We start from the raw sequence: 15,083 nt of genomic DNA on the forward strand, positions 1-15,083 counted from the left end.
CAGCTTTGGGCCATACCTTCCATTGTTTTCTAGTGTACCTTATCGTTTTAAGTCAGCTGTTTTTCAAGGAGCAATATAAGTATGTGGATTACCTTAATGTGGATCTCCTGTACGCGGTCGGCATAGCCCATGTGGGGCACACGAATCTCAACATCACAAAGCGGAGCCAGTTTGCCACCGTCTTTACCTGTAAGACCAACTACTTTCATGCCTTTGGCTTTCGCTGCTTCAGCGGCTTTAATAACATTGGCTGAGTTACCGCTGGTGCTAATTCCCAGCAATACATCATTAGCATTGCCCAGTGCCTCTACATAGCGCGAGAACACAAAGTCGTAACCATAGTCGTTGCCTACGCAGCTCATATGGCTTACATCCGAAATAGAAATAGCAGGTAAAGCTTTGCGGTTGTCGCGGTAACGGCCGGTAAGTTCTTCGGCAAAATGCATGGCATCGCACATAGACCCGCCGTTGCCACACGAAATAATTTTGCCACCTGCGTTTATAGCATCGGCCATCAGTTTAGCAGCCTGTTCTATAGCTGCTATATTATTTTTGTCGGAGATAAAGTTTGCAAGCGTTTGTTGGGCCTGCTCCAGTTCTTCCAGTATAGTTGTTGTCATGTTATGTTATTAAACCGCAGCTACCTCCAGGCGCTCTTCGGTTATAGGTGTTCTGAAGTTGTTGCTTCTGAATTCCTGGCGACGTTCGTATAGTTCTACCTTCAGGTCGTTTACCTTTAGCTGCGCAATATGATTCTCGTAGCGCAGGTTGCCGCTATATAAACTGCTAAGCACTACTTTAACCAGAAGCATACCAGCACCAGCACCGGCAAGAGCCTTGTATAGTACCAAAACCTGGGCTTCAGTTCTTACGCTTGTAAATATTGCACTCTCGGCAACTATAGCTGTCAGCAACAGGACTAAGGTGAGGGCATAAGCCACAGCAACTATGTTAAATAGAGTATTAAGTATTCTCATGCTGTAGGGTGATTTAGGTGTTTGATCAAGTCTTTTTAAATCTATAAAAAGATATTGTTATTTTAAAGCACCCTACTGTTAATTCCTTTAAAAACGCAATATTGTATGCTGTATAATGCTATTATTCCGTTATTGCACCAATTGCATCTGCGTTAATTTGGCATATAACCCGCTGGTTAGTAGCAGTTCATCGTGTGTGCCACGTTCCACCACTTTTCCTTTTTGTAGCACCAGTATCTCGTCGGCATGCTGAATGGTACTTAACCGGTGCGCTATAACGATAGATGTTCTGTTACGCATCAGGTTGGTTAATGCTTCCTGTACAAGTTTCTCAGACTCAGTGTCGAGTGCCGAAGTGGCTTCATCCAGTATAAGAATAGCCGGGTTTTTAAGTATAGCTCTGGCAATGTTCAATCGCTGGCGCTGCCCGCCTGATAACCTGCTGCCACGATCGCCAATCATGGTCTGGTAACCGTCCGGTGTTTCCATGATAAACTCGTGCGCATTGGCAACTTTGGCTGCTGCAATTACTTCTTCTTCGGTAGCGTCAGTTTTGTTAAAAGCAATGTTATTGAAGATAGTATCGTTGAAAAGTATAGACTCCTGGGTTACAATGCCCATGTGGCTGCGCAGGTCTTTCAGCTTTACATCCCGTATATCTTTTCCATCGATCAATATCTGGCCACCTACCACATCATAAAAGCGCGGCAGCAGGTCAACTATAGTTGATTTACCAGAACCCGACGGACCAACCAGCGCAATTATTTTTCCCTTGTCCAGCGAGAACGATACGCCGTCCAACACCTTGTCATCGCCATAGGTAAATTCTACATTCCGGTACTCTACACTTTCGTTAAATTCTGGTACAGGTACAGCATTCGGCTTTTCTTTTATCTCTATCGGATGATCAATGATGCCCAGCACGCGCTCGCCGGATGCTATACCACGTTGTATACTTGTAAAGGCATTGGAAATATTTTTAGCAGGTACCAGTATCTGGGAATAAAGTATGATATAGGTTATGAACTCCGTTGCATCGAGGTCCGAGCGGTTTTCGAGTACCAACTGGCCACCATACAAAAGTATACCAGCTACTACTGTCACACCCAAAAACTCTGAAACCGGCGAGGCAAGTTCTTTCTTGTTGAAAACTGACTTGAGAACCCTGCGGTACATGTTGTTCTCTTTGTCAAATTTATCCTGCACATAGGCTTCGGCGTTAAAACCTTTCACGATGCGGTTACCGGAAATGGTTTCTTCCATCGCACTCAGAATATTGCCCAGCAACGCCTGTCCACGCTTAGCATCTCGTCGCAGTTTTTTAGAGATAGTCGCAATAATAAAACCGGAAACAGGCAGCACCAGCAGGGTAAATAATGTCAGCTCTACCGACATCATAAATAGCAGCACAATATAACCTACCAGCATCAGCGGTTCCCGGAACACTACCTGAACCGAACTAACTATAGACGATTCTATCTCGATCACGTCGCTGGAAAGGCTGGAAAGCAGGTCGCCTTTGCGGCGCTTGTTAAAGAAACTGATATCCAGCTGCGTCATTTTTTCGAACAGCGAGTGGCGAATGTTACGCACTACAGCCGTCCGCATATCTGTCATTACACGCTGCGACAGGTATTTAAACAGGTTTGATAAGAAGACAGAAACGATGATAACCCCGCAGACAAACTGTAAGGCACCCTTTGGCCCATACTCTGCCCGTACGGTATAGAAATAGTAATTAAAAAGCTGCTTTGCGTAGTTAATATTTAAAGCAAATTCCGGCTCTATTGGCTGCTTTTCTGCAGACGGGTAAAACAGCACATTAAGCAGCGGGATAAGCAGTGTGAAGTTTAAAAGTCCGAAAACAACTGCAAGCAGCGCCAGCACCGCATACGACGGTACGTAGCGGCTATATGGTTTTGCGAATGCAAGTAACCTGAAAAAGATCTTCATTGGGGAATAGTAAAAAACGGCCGCAAGTTACTAATTAATTAGCGTTTAGCCCACCGTTTATTGTTGCAGCCCGTGTATATCAGGCGGTTTTACTACTTTTGTGCTTCAGATCAACTATAACCAAGCATTTATGATCAGTATCATAGTGGCGGTGCATAACCAGTTAGCCATCAATAAAATCTTCGTGGAGCACCTGCAAAAGTATACTTACCATACCTACGAGCTGATTATAGTTGACAATAATTCTACCGACGGTAGCCGCGAATATTTTAAAAGTATAGGTGCTACTGTAATCGAAAACAGCCAGAATTATTCTTACCCGTATTGCCAGAACCAGGGTATCCGAGCTGCGAAGTATGATGTGTTTGCCTTCCTGAATAACGACATTATTGTTGCCCCACATTGGGATAAGAAAATCTTGGAAGCGATGGATGCACACGGGCTTGAGATTGCCACACCCGCTGGCATAGAGCGAGCTGAAACACCTGCTGCCACTAAAAAACTACACCGCCACTGGAAAGCCATTAAGAACGTTGTTGGCTACGTTGCCAAAAATGATTTCACGTTCAGGCTGATGGTAAAACTGATGTATGGCAATTGGGAGAAATTTAACCAGCAACGCTACCAGAAATTTGGCACCGATGTAATTGAAGGCTTTTTGGGTAACTCTGTAATTATGAAGCGAAGCGCTATAGATAAAGTAGGGTTGTGGGACGAGCGCATACAGGCCGCCGACTGGGACTTATACATGCGCAGCAAAAAGCGTAATCTGGAGCATGGCGATATAAAACCGGTACATGTAGCCTTAGGTGTTTTCAACCACCATTTTATCCGGATCACCCTGGGGTCTAAAGGAGCGAAGCCACCGGTGTTTGCAGATGCCGCTAATATTATCTCTCTTAAAGAAAAATGGACAGATCAGGAGCGCAAAGTTTTACAAAAAGATCTTCCGGCCTAAAACAAAAACGGCTATACCTGATCAAACAAGTATAGCCGTTTTTGCTAACTATAGTTGGTCCTAAAACTCGTGCAGTCGCTGCGGAATGTTCCAGCGGAATGCTACCGAGGTGAAAGATGTATTCAAGTCCATCGTGTTTAACTCTGCATCCGTTCTGCGAAGTATCTGCTTCAGGTCAACAAATACATTGTGGCGCAGCTGGAAACTGGCAGTCAGATCCAAATGCAATTGGTTTGTTGTGTTTCCTTGCGCTATTTTGTTGCCGTAACCTAAAGCACGTTTCGTGTATGGGTAGTTAATGTTGTTACCCCAGTTTATAGTATCTGTAGCGGTTACTTCATCCTGACCAAACTTAGTATAGATAGCCTTAGCCGTGACATTTAATCGAGGTATTGGTTGATAGCGAACTATGCCTATAAATTCATACAGGTTTGCTCCGGCTGGGTGCGCCAATGGCTGGTTATAATGCTGGTAGTTCCTGTACTGATCCTGGTGCTGGTAAGTATATGGCCTGATAACATTTACTTCTCCCTGCAGGTCCATGTTTGGTAAGCCGAAAGCGTTGATATACTTTGCACCTATCTGGCCGGCTTGCCTGTTACCCCACCAGCCATTGCCCGATCTTACTTCATTTATTCTAAGCTCATCTAAATATACCTGGCCGTAAAGCTGGGCTCTGTTCAGGATGTTCCACTTAAAATCAATACCAACTGTTGCGTTATCCTCACTGCCAATCATTTGCTCAACAGTACGGTAAAGGATGATCGGGTTTAAATATTGAAGCTCGAACTTGCCATGGTCTCTGGCAAAGACAACAGACTCAAAAATTCCTAGGTTAAAGTTAGGAGTGAGGTTTATTCCTAACCGGTGCAAAGCCATGTATTTTTTGTCGAACAGTTCATCAACCTGGCTGCGTTTATACTGTGGGGTAAGCTCCTGGAAAAGGTTCATGTAATGGAGTTTCCAGACGCGGGTATTTAGTTTCAGGAAAAAAGCCGGTGGTGCATAGTCTGAGTAAAATAACGAACGGTAGCCATCACCTATAAAATGCCGGTCATGACCAAGTTGTATCTCCACATGTTTGGTTAAACTATAGTTCAGGTAGCCACGGGCAGTCAGAAAATCGTATCCGGTTGTTTTAAAAGGCTTCCACCAGCCTTCGTGCGGAACTACATTGTCGCGCTCAATACGATCAACTACATACTCCGGGAAGCGCGCCTGGTTTTCGCCAATAAAAGTATAAAAGCTTAACCGTTGGTCGATAGAACCTTCTACTTGAATGCCCCTGGTATTAATATAACGAATACCGTCCGACTGGTTATCATTTCCAAACTCTACATGCAGCACTGGGTTAACCCGCAGCGTAAAGTCTTCGTTTTCGAAATGGTAAAGGTCTGTTTTGTTCCGGTAAAAGTGTTTTAGTACAGGGCGGTAGCTCTCATTATCTTCCTGGTCGGTATAGTTCCAGTTGTCGTTCAGCAGGTATTCGGTGTTAAACTGGTCTACACTGGTCTGCGCATTGCGGGCACTTATTTCAGCTAATGCGGCTACGTCTTTTCGGCCGATAGGGCGCACCGCAGTGTGAAGTTCCGGAACCTCATTGCCATATAGTATCTGGTAACGGTCTATTAAACGGTAAGTATCCGGGTCGTAAGGTACGTAGGTGTCCTGCGCCTGTAAGGTTGTGCCGCTGGCAAGGCCTAGCAGCAACAGCAAACATGCTATGTGTTTCATGTTTTATTTTATCGGAGTGAGTGTAAGAAAGCGATATCCTGAAAGCCGAATTTACTGCTTTTGTATGATTTTGTTCTGTTGTTATAGAAAATATACAGGATAGCTATAGTTTGAAATCTATAGTTAATAAGCATAGAGTGCAAGCTGGGCCCTTAAACTATAAAATTGTTGTTACAGCGATTGTGAGGCGCTGGTACTTCAGTATCTTTATCCGGTAAAACGACCGGTAACTATGCAAAACGGAAAACTACACATCCTTACTGATACGCCTTCGCTGGCCAACCACTTTGTAGCCGAACTGCGCGATGTGAACATACAGCACGACAGCCTGCGCTTCAGGAGAAATCTTGAAAGATTAGGCGAACTGCTGGCCTACGAGATATCTAAAACATTGCCGTATACCACTGCCGGTATAACTACCCCGCTGGCACAAACCCAAACCCAGATGCTGCAGGCGCAACCGGTGCTGGCAACTATACTTCGGGCTGGTTTGCCGCTGTATAATGGCATGCTTAACTATTTTGATAAGGCCTATAGTACGTTTGTAGGTGCTTACCGCGTGGAAGAGGAGAATACAGAGCTGCAGATAAACATGGAATACCTGGCCTCGACTGATCTACACGATAAGATACTGATACTGGCCGACCCGATGCTGGCAACAGGCAAATCGTTGGTAAAGGCTTATAAAGGGATGCTGCGCCACGGCAAACCGGTGCAGGTGCACATTGCGGCTGTTATTGCATCGCCGGAAGGAGTGGCTTATGTGCAACAGGAAATTCCGGAAGCAACTATATGGCTTGGCGCACTGGATAGTCATCTGAACGACAAATCTTATATCGTTCCGGGGTTGGGCGATGCAGGCGACCTGGCTTTCGGGCCTAAGATCTGATCCTGAACTTATTACGTAATGGAGCGTGTTGAGCAGACGAGTTGTAACAATACTGGTTATGAGTGCGATAGCAGGTTTATAGTGCAAAATTTAGCTTTCATTTTATTGCCATACTCCTGTTGCCTGATCGGCTTTTTACGTATAAACCGTATGGAAAACTGATACTTATTTTAAAGAAGAATTTAACAGAGCGAAGTTGTGGTAGAGGTTTTAAAGTATCTGTCGGTGTATCTGGTAAGTATGGTGAAGTTTTTTGCAGGCCCTGTTACCGGCGCAACTATAGGCCTTACTTACCTGGAAACTGTATTACTGACGATAGCAGGCATGATGACCACCGTGGTCATTTTTTCTGTTATAGGCAGAGCGTTCTCGAAGTGGTGGGCAAAGCGGCAGCGGGCTAAGAACAAACCCATGTTCAGTAAAAAGAACCGTCGCATCGTGCATATCTGGAATAGGTTTGGCGTGGTTGGCGTAGCTTTTCTGACCCCTATTTTGCTGACACCTATAGTTGGGACAGTAGTAGCGGCGCTGTTTGGCGCATCTCGCAAACAAATTTTTTTACATATGCTCTGGAGTGCAGTAGCCTGGAGCTTCCTGCTGAACTTGCTGGTTTTCGAGTTTGGCGATCTGCTGGAGAAGTATATTTAAGCTATTAAGATCTGAAAACTATAAGGCCGGGCTATATAAACTATAGTCCGGCCTCTTTTTTGTTATTAGCGCCTGTTACCGCCTTTTTTCTTGGTCTTCTGCCAGCCTGAATTTTTAGGGTCGCCTTTCTTTTTGCCTTTCTCGAAATTAGACTTGTGCCTGCCTTTTTTCTCATGGAAGGCACCTTTAAAGTCAGGATTTTCGCTTCGTTTCTGGTGATCTATGTCGCGGGCGATGGCCTGTTGCTCATCAAAAGTTATATCGTGGATCTTTACTTCCGGCGGCATCGGCTGCTCCGGTATCTGCATTCTGATCAGGTTCTCGATCTTGCGAATGTGGTACATCTCAGCCGGGTTGGCAAAGGTAATAGCAGCGCCAACATTCTCAGCTCTGCCAGTTCGGCCAATGCGGTGCACATAGTCTTCGTACACAAACGGCACATCAAAGTTTATCACGTGGCTCACCATCGTTACATCAATCCCGCGCGAGGCTACATCCGTTGCAACTAAGAAACGCACGTCGCCACCTTTAAAAGCTTCCATAGAATTGATGCGCGTGTTCTGGCCTTTGTTGCCGTGTATGGCCCGCACTTCGCCGTACTCGCGTCGCTCCAGAAATTTAGCTACATCTTCCGCATTTTTCTTGCTTCGGGTAAAGATGATCACGCGGTTAAACGCTTCCTTATCCTTTATAATATGCTCAAGCATCGCAATTTTAGTGCGTAGGTTCGGTACTTGGTAAAGCACCTGGCTTACGGTCTCAACAGGTGTAGCCTGTGGCGTAACTTCTATGCGGGTCGGGAACTCCAGGAACTCCTCTGACAGCTCTACCACTTTCGGGTGCATGGTTGCCGAGAACAATAAGTTCTGGCGTTTGCGAGGTATCACTTCCAGCAGTTGGCGGATCTGCGGCATAAAGCCCATGTCCATCATCTTGTCGGCTTCGTCCAGTACCAGCGTTTTTACTTCCTTTAGTATCAGTTCACCCTTCAGGTATAGTTCCATCAGGCGTTTGGGTGTGGCCACCAGTATGTCGAGGCCTTTATTTATAGTTTCGATCTGCGTTTTAGGGCCAAGTCCACCATAAATAACGGTGTGGCGGATGTCGGTGTATTTGCCAAGGAGTGTAATGTTCTCCTCGATCTGCATCGCCAATTCGCGGGTAGGAGCCAGGATAATCGCACGTGGGTTCATGCCCTGCGCATACTTTACCTTCATCAAAATAGGCAACAGAAAGGCCGCCGTTTTTCCGGTTCCGGTCTGAGCAATACCCATCACATCGTGGCCACCCATAATTATCGGGATCGCCTTTAATTGGATAGGGGTTGGTTTTTCGTAGCCAGCTTCTTCAATGGCATTCAGCAACTGCCTGTTCAGTTTAAAATCCTCGAACGTGGTTACTTCTTTCTCTGCTTCTTCTGCCATGGGGATAATGAATTACTATAGTTTGTAGTACAAAAGTACGGTAATTTTATGGGAGAGAGGTAAGGTGATTGGAAAGGAGTATTAATAATCATTATATTGACTACATTTAAGCATTAGATATGAAAGTCTTAATAGCTACTTTAAGTATTATATTATTAATACTGTTATGTTCATCTCAATCAGAAATACCTGATCGTGTCTCATTCATTAAATTATTGGCGAACCCTGAAGACTATCATGGGAAAAGAGTTATGGTAACAGGTTTTCTTCATTTAGATTTTGAAGATTACGGGCTATATTTTTCAGATGAACACGGTAATTATCTTAATTCTGAGAGTGCTTTTTGGGTAGATTTTGCGAAAACAGTCGCTGTGCAAGATGATAAAGGTAAAGAAGTATCTATTGATGCTCTTAATAGAAGATATGTTATGATAATAGGAGTTTTCAATAAGGATAGTAATGGGCACCTTGGAGCCTTCGCAGGCGAGATCCATAGTATTGAAAAAGTATACCAACTAAAGAAATGGTATAATGATTAGGGGTAAAGCTTACACACTTTCTCTTCTTCCCGTATCTTAGCATCATGAAATCAATCCTCATAAAAAACGCCCAACTCGTAAACGAAGGAACTGTAACCACTGCCGATGTGCTGGTGAAAGACGGACGCATTGCGCAGATCGGGCAAACTATAACTACCGAAGCTGACCAAACTATAGATGCTACTGGCTTGCACTTATTGCCGGGTGTAATTGATGACCAGGTACACTTCCGGGAGCCGGGGCTTACGCATAAGGCAAACATCGAAACAGAAGCAAGAGCAGCCGTAGCTGGTGGCACTACTTCTTTTATGGAGATGCCGAACACGGTACCTAATGCTACAACGCAGGAATTGCTGGAGGATAAGTATAAGATTGCAGCCGAGACCTCGCTGGCGAATTACTCTTTTTACATGGGTGCCACCAACGATAACCTGGCCGAAGTGCTGTTGACTAACCCTAACACCGTTTGCGGTATCAAGATATTTATGGGTTCTTCCACGGGGAACATGCTGGTGGATAATGCCGAAACGCTGGAAGAGATCTTCTCGAAAGCCAAACTGCCTATTGCCGTGCACTGCGAAGACGAGCAGACTATACGGGATAACATGGCTATTTATGAAGAAAAGTATGGAGATGATATTCCGGTAAAGTGCCACCCTGAGATCCGCAACGAAGCAGCTTGTTTTAAATCATCTTTCCTGGCAGTTAAGCTTGCTGAGAAGCACAACACACGCCTGCACATTCTGCACATCTCTACCGAAGAAGAACTGAAACTTTTCCGCAACGACATTCCGCTGGAGCAGAAGCGTATTACCGCAGAAGTTTGCGTGCATCATCTGTGGTTTGATAAGGAAGATTACGATAAGTTTGGCACCCAGATAAAGTGTAACCCTGCCATTAAAGAACACCGCCACAAAGAAGGTTTGTTGAAAGGATTGCTGGAAGATAAACTCGATGTAATTGCCACCGACCACGCGCCGCACCTTTGGGAAGAGAAACAAGGAAAGTATAAACAAGCACCATCTGGTGTACCACTGGTACAACATTCGTTGCAGATGATGCTGGAGTTTGTGAAGCAGGGCAAGCTGAAACTGGAGAAAATGGTAGAGAAAATGAGCCATGCACCGGCTATACTTTTTAACGTGCGCGAGCGTGGCTACATACGCGAAGGATACTGGGCTGATTTGGTTTTAGTAGACCTGAACAAACCCTACACCGTTACCAAAGAGAATACCTACTATAAATGCGGCTGGTCTTCTTTCGAGGGCCATACTTTCAGTTCAACTATAATGCATACTATAGTTTCCGGGCATCTGGCTTATAGTAACGGTGCTTTTGATGAGAGTAAAAAAGGGGAGAGGCTGCTGTTCGACAGGTAAGTATGGAACTGGAGAAGTTTAAAGAACTGCATGCCCGTTTTTTCGGGAAAGAACTGCCTGAGGAAGTGTTGCAATCTGAAGAGTACGAAGCTTATGCAGATGCCATACACGAAGACGAAACTTGCTACAACTGGGCAACAGCCGAAAAGCTAACATCAGCAGGCTTCGACTACAAAAGCTACTGCTGTATAATGATGGCCGATAAAGTTTTCGAGAGCCTGGATGAAGATGGGGAGATAAAATACGACGACCCAGACGTGATCATCAACAAATGGGATGAAGGCTTTTATGGTATACCAGTGCACAATGGCGGCGCTACAATGGTGGTGATCAACTATTGCCCGTGGTGCGGTAGTAAGCTGAGTAAGTAAAGTTTTGAAAAGATGGCGCGAGCGTCAACGTCCTGAAATGCTTCGGGATCTGAGACTCGTGGCGAACTATAGTTGGGCCTCTGGCCCAGTTGAGTTACAAACTCAACACCATACTAAGGCACGAGTTGCAAACTCGCGCCAGCGAAGGAGAGAATTTGAAACTTTAGCAACTCGCTTTGCTTTAATCGGTTATGTTCTCTTACAACTATAGTTTAAATTTTTTAACCAAAATCGCGCTTAACCTATTGCATTGTGTGATTTGCTCCGTATATTTGCACTCTCAAACGAGACACGGTGATCGTAGTTCAGTTGGTTAGAGCACCAGATTGTGATTCTGGAAGTCGTGGGTTCGAATCCCATCGGTCACCCCAAGCCCTTGAAGCTAACCTTCAGGGGCTTTTTTTATTTAGTTAATTGCTAACTTGCGGCGTGTTTAATGTGCTGATTTTCAGCTTTCATTATTCAGTCATTCAAAATTCAATTATTCAAAATTAAAAATATGAGCTTAGTAGTAGTTGGTTCGATGGCGTTTGACGCGCTGGAAACACCCTTCGGAAAAACAGATAAGATAGTAGGTGGCGCGGCTACGTATATCTCTCTTTCGTCTTCATACTTTGTGAAGCCGGTAAATGTAGTGTCGGTAGTTGGCGGCGATTTCGACCAGGATCATATTGCCCTGATGCACCAGCGCAACATCAGCACCGAAGGTGTGCAGGTAAAAGAAAACGAGAAATCTTTCTTCTGGTCTGGCCGCTATTTTAACGATATGAACAGCCGCGAAACGCTGGTTACAGAGCTAAACGTGCTAGGCGATTTCGACCCGATCATTCCGGATAGCTACCAGGGCTGCGAATACCTGATGCTGGGTAACCTGGCACCACAAGTACAGAAAACCGTTATCGAGCGACTGACGCAAAAGCCAAAGTTGATCGTGATGGACACCATGAACTTCTGGATGGACATTGCCCTTGATGAACTGATGCAGACCCTGAAACTGGTAGATGTACTTTCTATCAACGACGAAGAAGCGCGCCAGCTGAGCGGTGAATATTCGCTTGTAAAGGCTGCCAAAAAGATCATGGCCATGGGTCCTAAGTTCCTTATCATCAAGAAAGGTGAGCACGGTGCCCTGTTGTTTAACGAGGATAAAGTATTCTTTGCGCCAGCCTTACCACTGGAAGAAGTGTTTGACCCAACCGGAGCAGGCGATACGTTTGCAGGTGGCTTTATAGGTTATATTGCCAGCACCGATGATATCAGCTTCGAGAACATGAAGCGCGCTATTATTTATGGCTCGGCAATGGCATCGTTCTGCGTAGAGAAATTCGGTACGGAGCGTCTGAAAAACCTGACCTCAGAAGAGATAGAAAACCGTGTGCAGAAGTTTGTTAACTTAGTTGCTTTCGACACAGTGCTGCAGTAAAAAGCAGTTTTAAACTATAGGAAAAGGGAGGCGAAAGTCTCCCTTTTTTGTTGCCTGATACAAAGCTATTATTAGGAGACTTGTAACTAAATACCTAAAAATGGGGTAAAACTATAGTCTGAACCACTTACGAAAACAAGCTATGAGCAATCAAAATAAAAATAAGAACACGAAGGACGAACTGAAGAAGAACAATCCGAATCAGGAAGATCCAAAGAAGCTGATGGGTAATATCAATGATAACCCACCACGCAATGCGCTAAACAAAGATGCTACTAAAGTCCAGAACCCTAACAGGAACCTGGCAAAAGGTGGCAACAACACGCCTTATGACAAAAAGTAGGGCCTTTTAAAAAGAATAAGACTATGAATAGTATGCGCGGGCAGAAGGTTTTACACCTTTTGCCCGCGTTTTTTTATGCCTCAAAATCCTGGTGCAGCCACAGTTTAAAGTTTGCCTTCTCTTCTGTTGTAGCGTTCGGGCGCTTGTCTATAGTATACTTTGGGTAGTAAGTCTGTCTGGTTGGTGTAAGGGTAACTTCACGCAGTTGTTTCTCTCTAAAAATTGTTAGGGTTATTGTTTCAGAAGGAGTCAGTTGCTGTAATACGTGCTGCAGGTTCTGTTCCAGTTTTCGGCCGTTCAAAGCAATCAGCTCATCATCTACACCTAAAACATTAAACGCCGGCGACTCCGGGGCAATAGCGGTAACTTTTATAGTTTGCTCCTGCGTTACCTTAAAACCAAATCTACTCTCATAAAGCAAAGTGTTTTCGTGTTGCTTCAGGGTGCAGCCAACATAGTTCAGAGCTTCATCTAAAGCAGGTTCTATAGTTGTTGTGCCATTTATGTAGTTGTCAAAGTATTCTTTAAAAGATCGTCCGGCAATCTCGTCAACTATAGCTGCATAATTCTGTTCCGTATAGCCTATAGTTTGTTTGCCAAAGCGTTCCCATAGTTCCCGCATCAGGGTGTCCATAGTTACCTGGTTGTTGGTAGCCTTGCGCAATTGCAGATCCAGCAGCAATGCAGTTAAAGCACCTTTTATGTAGATCGATACTTTACGGTCAGGTATGCCGGGTTTGTAGCCATCCAGCCACAGGTCGAAAGATGAATCGGCCACAGAAAGATTATGGCGGCTATAGTCTGCAAAGTAGCGCTGCAGGGTCGTGTTGAGCTCGTCAAAATACTGTTGCGCTGTAAACACGCCAGAGCGGGCCAGCATGTAATCGCCACAATAAGTGGTAATACCTTCTGCTACATAACCGGTTTTAAAGTAATTCTCCTGCGCAAAATTGTAAGGCAGTATTTCGGTTGGTCGTATCTTCTTCACGTTCCAGGTATGGAAAAGTTCATGCGAACTCACGCCCAGAAACTCCTTATATAAAGCCGGCGACATCAGCAGCTCTCCCGGGCCAAGCGTAATAACCGTGGAATGGCTGTGCTCTACACCATGGTAGGTGCGGTAAGGCAGAATAATGTTCAGGTAATGGTACTCCGGCACCGGGAAATCACCAAAAACTTCTAGCTGCGTTTTAGTAAAGGCTTCAAAGTCGTGGATGATCTTCGGCCAGTCAGGTTTAACTTCGCCCTGAAACCAGATATGGAATGTTGTGCCAGCCAAACTATAGCTTTTGTGTTGTAGGGTGTCGCTGGCTATAAAAGGGCTGTCCACCAGTTCGTCGTAGTTAGCAACCTGCAACGTGTGTTTCCTGGTTTCCGGTAATCCGCAGGCAATCTGCCAGTTTTGGGGTATGGCTATAGTTACTTCGCAGGGCTCATGTTCGCGTCCTTCCACCGCCATCAGGCAGTTTATGGGGTTTATATACAGCATCTGTTCATCCAGCCACGAGCCGCCCGCATCCATCTGCCGCGCATAAAAGCTATAGTTTATAGTTATAGTTTCAGCTCCATCCGTTTCAACCAGCCATCTGTCTTTTGTTACTTTGCTTATAGCTATAGTTTGCTCATTAGCAGTGGCGGTTACCTGGCGCAGTTTCTGAGCAAAGTTTTGTAGCTCGTAGCGGCCCGGTCTCCAGGCAGGCAATTGTAAGTATAGTTGCTGCTGTGTATTGCCGGTTATAGTTACGCTAATATCTACAAAATGCGATAACGCCGAAGTATAGCTGAGGTGGTATGAGATCATAGTTTGATTGCTGATTGTTGAGTGCTAAATTGTTGGTTTACCAGATTCAAAGCAAATCGGTTGAGTAAACTATAGTTATGGGTAGGCTATAGTTATAGTTCGGGAAAGAAATATTTAAAACAATCAACAATCAACAAGTTTTTAGTAAAAATTTAGGGTTGGTGTTTGATAATTACAAAAGGTTCTCTAATTTTGCAGGCCATAATAAAACCATTGGCATACGATGAAAAGAACATTCCAGCCTTCTCAGAGAAAAAGAAGAAATAAGCACGGCTTCCGCTCAAGAATGGAGACCGCTAACGGTAGAAGAGTATTGGCTAGCAGAAGAGCCAAAGGCAGAAAGAGACTAACTGTTTCTGACGAAAGAAAACATAAGGCTTAATTAAGTCAGGTTAGTGCTTTGTAGAGCACGGAGCCGCTCTCACGAATGGATTCCGATAAAGATCACGAAGCGCCACATCCTTTAACGTATACATTTTCGAAAGAAGAACGCTTGTGCAGTAAGCGCCTTATAACGCTACTGTTTTCCAAGGGTTCTTCTTTTAATTTGTATCCGCTACGCTTTGTATACTATACTGAGCCCAGCACAACTCCTGCACCCACACAGGTCGTTATTTCTGTATCTAAGCGCCATTTTAAACGCG

At 44.8% G+C, this 15,083-nt stretch carries 15 protein-coding genes, 1 tRNA gene and 1 pseudogene; 11 read left to right on the forward strand and 6 right to left on the reverse strand.

The window, feature by feature from the left end; genetic code table 11:
- Positions 1 to 47: 47 nt before the first annotated feature.
- The 3 genes from lpcA to ABS362_RS11260 form a co-directional block, all read right to left on the reverse strand.
- Positions 48 to 620 carry a D-sedoheptulose 7-phosphate isomerase gene (lpcA, locus tag ABS362_RS11250; protein WP_350412580.1) on the reverse strand — a complete coding sequence of 191 codons (573 nt, stop codon included), beginning with the start codon at positions 618 to 620 and terminating at the stop codon, positions 48 to 50.
- 9 nt (positions 621 to 629) lie between these two features.
- Positions 630 to 977 (reverse strand): hypothetical protein, encoded by a 348-nt coding sequence (locus ABS362_RS11255; RefSeq protein WP_350412581.1) that lies wholly within the window; start codon positions 975 to 977, stop codon positions 630 to 632.
- A 129-nt stretch (positions 978 to 1,106) separates the two neighbouring features.
- Positions 1,107 to 2,930: an ABC transporter ATP-binding protein gene (locus ABS362_RS11260; RefSeq protein WP_350412582.1), complete on the reverse strand. Its 1,824-nt coding sequence runs from the start codon at positions 2,928 to 2,930 to the stop codon at positions 1,107 to 1,109.
- 130 nt (positions 2,931 to 3,060) lie between these two features.
- On the opposite strand from ABS362_RS11260, the gene ABS362_RS11265 reads away from it, so the two are divergent.
- Positions 3,061 to 3,888, forward strand: a complete 828-nt coding sequence (locus tag ABS362_RS11265; RefSeq protein WP_350412583.1) for a glycosyltransferase family 2 protein — start codon at positions 3,061 to 3,063, stop codon at positions 3,886 to 3,888.
- 60 nt (positions 3,889 to 3,948) lie between these two features.
- Here ABS362_RS11265 and ABS362_RS11270 read toward each other — a convergent pair whose 3' ends face one another.
- Positions 3,949 to 5,622, reverse strand: a complete 1,674-nt coding sequence (locus tag ABS362_RS11270; RefSeq protein WP_350412584.1) for a hypothetical protein — start codon at positions 5,620 to 5,622, stop codon at positions 3,949 to 3,951.
- A gap of 232 nt (positions 5,623 to 5,854) precedes the next feature.
- Here ABS362_RS11270 and upp point away from each other — a divergent pair, with 232 nt between their 5' ends.
- Together upp and ABS362_RS11280 are read left to right on the forward strand one after the other, a co-directional pair.
- The gene (upp, locus tag ABS362_RS11275; protein WP_350412585.1) at positions 5,855 to 6,511 is read left to right on the forward strand and encodes a uracil phosphoribosyltransferase; all 657 of its coding nucleotides are present in this window, start codon (positions 5,855 to 5,857) and stop codon (positions 6,509 to 6,511) included.
- 198 nt (positions 6,512 to 6,709) lie between these two features.
- A complete protein-coding gene (locus tag ABS362_RS11280) occupies positions 6,710 to 7,159 on the forward strand; it encodes a hypothetical protein (protein ID WP_350412586.1) in 450 nt (149 codons plus the stop codon).
- A gap of 65 nt (positions 7,160 to 7,224) precedes the next feature.
- Here the strand turns inward: ABS362_RS11280 and ABS362_RS11285 are convergent, their stop codons facing one another.
- A complete protein-coding gene (locus ABS362_RS11285; RefSeq protein WP_350412587.1) occupies positions 7,225 to 8,583 on the reverse strand; it encodes a DEAD/DEAH box helicase in 1,359 nt (452 codons plus the stop codon).
- Positions 8,584 to 8,702: 119 nt separating this feature from the next.
- Between ABS362_RS11285 and ABS362_RS11290 the strand changes: the two genes are divergently transcribed.
- The 6 genes from ABS362_RS11290 to ABS362_RS11315 all read left to right on the forward strand — a co-directional run bounded on the left by ABS362_RS11290 (position 8,703) and on the right by ABS362_RS11315 (position 12,638).
- Positions 8,703 to 9,122 (forward strand): hypothetical protein, encoded by a 420-nt coding sequence (locus tag ABS362_RS11290; RefSeq protein WP_350412588.1) that lies wholly within the window; start codon positions 8,703 to 8,705, stop codon positions 9,120 to 9,122.
- A gap of 44 nt (positions 9,123 to 9,166) precedes the next feature.
- Entirely contained in the window at positions 9,167 to 10,501 is a 1,335-nt protein-coding gene (locus ABS362_RS11295) for a dihydroorotase (protein WP_350412589.1), read from the forward strand.
- Positions 10,502 to 10,503: 2 nt separating this feature from the next.
- Positions 10,504 to 10,872, forward strand: coding sequence for a DUF6980 family protein (locus ABS362_RS11300; RefSeq protein ID WP_350412590.1), 369 nt, complete (start codon positions 10,504 to 10,506; stop codon positions 10,870 to 10,872).
- Between the two features lie 294 nt (positions 10,873 to 11,166).
- Positions 11,167 to 11,243 (forward strand) — tRNA-His (locus ABS362_RS11305).
- Between the two features lie 128 nt (positions 11,244 to 11,371).
- Positions 11,372 to 12,295: a PfkB family carbohydrate kinase gene (locus ABS362_RS11310; protein ID WP_350412591.1), complete on the forward strand. Its 924-nt coding sequence runs from the start codon at positions 11,372 to 11,374 to the stop codon at positions 12,293 to 12,295.
- 142 nt (positions 12,296 to 12,437) lie between these two features.
- Complete coding sequence (locus ABS362_RS11315) at positions 12,438 to 12,638, forward strand: hypothetical protein (protein WP_350412592.1); 201 nt, start codon at positions 12,438 to 12,440, stop codon at positions 12,636 to 12,638.
- A gap of 73 nt (positions 12,639 to 12,711) precedes the next feature.
- Here ABS362_RS11315 and ABS362_RS11320 read toward each other — a convergent pair whose 3' ends face one another.
- Positions 12,712 to 14,439: a M61 family metallopeptidase gene (locus ABS362_RS11320; protein ID WP_350412593.1), complete on the reverse strand. Its 1,728-nt coding sequence runs from the start codon at positions 14,437 to 14,439 to the stop codon at positions 12,712 to 12,714.
- Positions 14,440 to 14,662: 223 nt separating this feature from the next.
- Between ABS362_RS11320 and rpmH the strand changes: the two genes are divergently transcribed.
- Positions 14,663 to 14,821 (forward strand): 50S ribosomal protein L34, encoded by a 159-nt coding sequence (gene rpmH, locus ABS362_RS11325; RefSeq protein ID WP_162428478.1) that lies wholly within the window; start codon positions 14,663 to 14,665, stop codon positions 14,819 to 14,821.
- Between the two features lie 45 nt (positions 14,822 to 14,866).
- Positions 14,867 to 15,083 (forward strand): annotated as a pseudogene (locus ABS362_RS11330) (ribonuclease P protein component); the annotation flags it as partial.

It is taken from the genome of Pontibacter populi, assembly GCF_040278685.1.
GTDB classification, from domain to species: Bacteria; Bacteroidota; Bacteroidia; order Cytophagales; family Hymenobacteraceae; genus Pontibacter; species Pontibacter populi.

Coding starts and splice junctions, on each gene's coding strand:
- ABS362_RS11310 (WP_350412591.1), top strand. CDS start 11,372: ATGAGCTTAGTAGTAGTTGGTTCGATGGCGTTTGACGCGCTGGAAACA.
- ABS362_RS11315 (WP_350412592.1), top strand. CDS start 12,438: ATGAGCAATCAAAATAAAAATAAGAACACGAAGGACGAACTGAAGAAG.
- lpcA (WP_350412580.1), bottom strand. CDS start 620: ATGACAACAACTATACTGGAAGAACTGGAGCAGGCCCAACAAACGCTT.
- ABS362_RS11285 (WP_350412587.1), bottom strand. CDS start 8,583: ATGGCAGAAGAAGCAGAGAAAGAAGTAACCACGTTCGAGGATTTTAAA.
- ABS362_RS11320 (WP_350412593.1), bottom strand. CDS start 14,439: ATGATCTCATACCACCTCAGCTATACTTCGGCGTTATCGCATTTTGTA.
- ABS362_RS11260 (WP_350412582.1), bottom strand. CDS start 2,930: ATGAAGATCTTTTTCAGGTTACTTGCATTCGCAAAACCATATAGCCGC.
- upp (WP_350412585.1), top strand. CDS start 5,855: ATGCAAAACGGAAAACTACACATCCTTACTGATACGCCTTCGCTGGCC.
- ABS362_RS11295 (WP_350412589.1), top strand. CDS start 9,167: ATGAAATCAATCCTCATAAAAAACGCCCAACTCGTAAACGAAGGAACT.
- rpmH (WP_162428478.1), top strand. CDS start 14,663: ATGAAAAGAACATTCCAGCCTTCTCAGAGAAAAAGAAGAAATAAGCAC.
- ABS362_RS11255 (WP_350412581.1), bottom strand. CDS start 977: ATGAGAATACTTAATACTCTATTTAACATAGTTGCTGTGGCTTATGCC.
- ABS362_RS11270 (WP_350412584.1), bottom strand. CDS start 5,622: ATGAAACACATAGCATGTTTGCTGTTGCTGCTAGGCCTTGCCAGCGGC.
- ABS362_RS11290 (WP_350412588.1), top strand. CDS start 8,703: ATGAAAGTCTTAATAGCTACTTTAAGTATTATATTATTAATACTGTTA.
- ABS362_RS11300 (WP_350412590.1), top strand. CDS start 10,504: ATGGAACTGGAGAAGTTTAAAGAACTGCATGCCCGTTTTTTCGGGAAA.
- ABS362_RS11265 (WP_350412583.1), top strand. CDS start 3,061: ATGATCAGTATCATAGTGGCGGTGCATAACCAGTTAGCCATCAATAAA.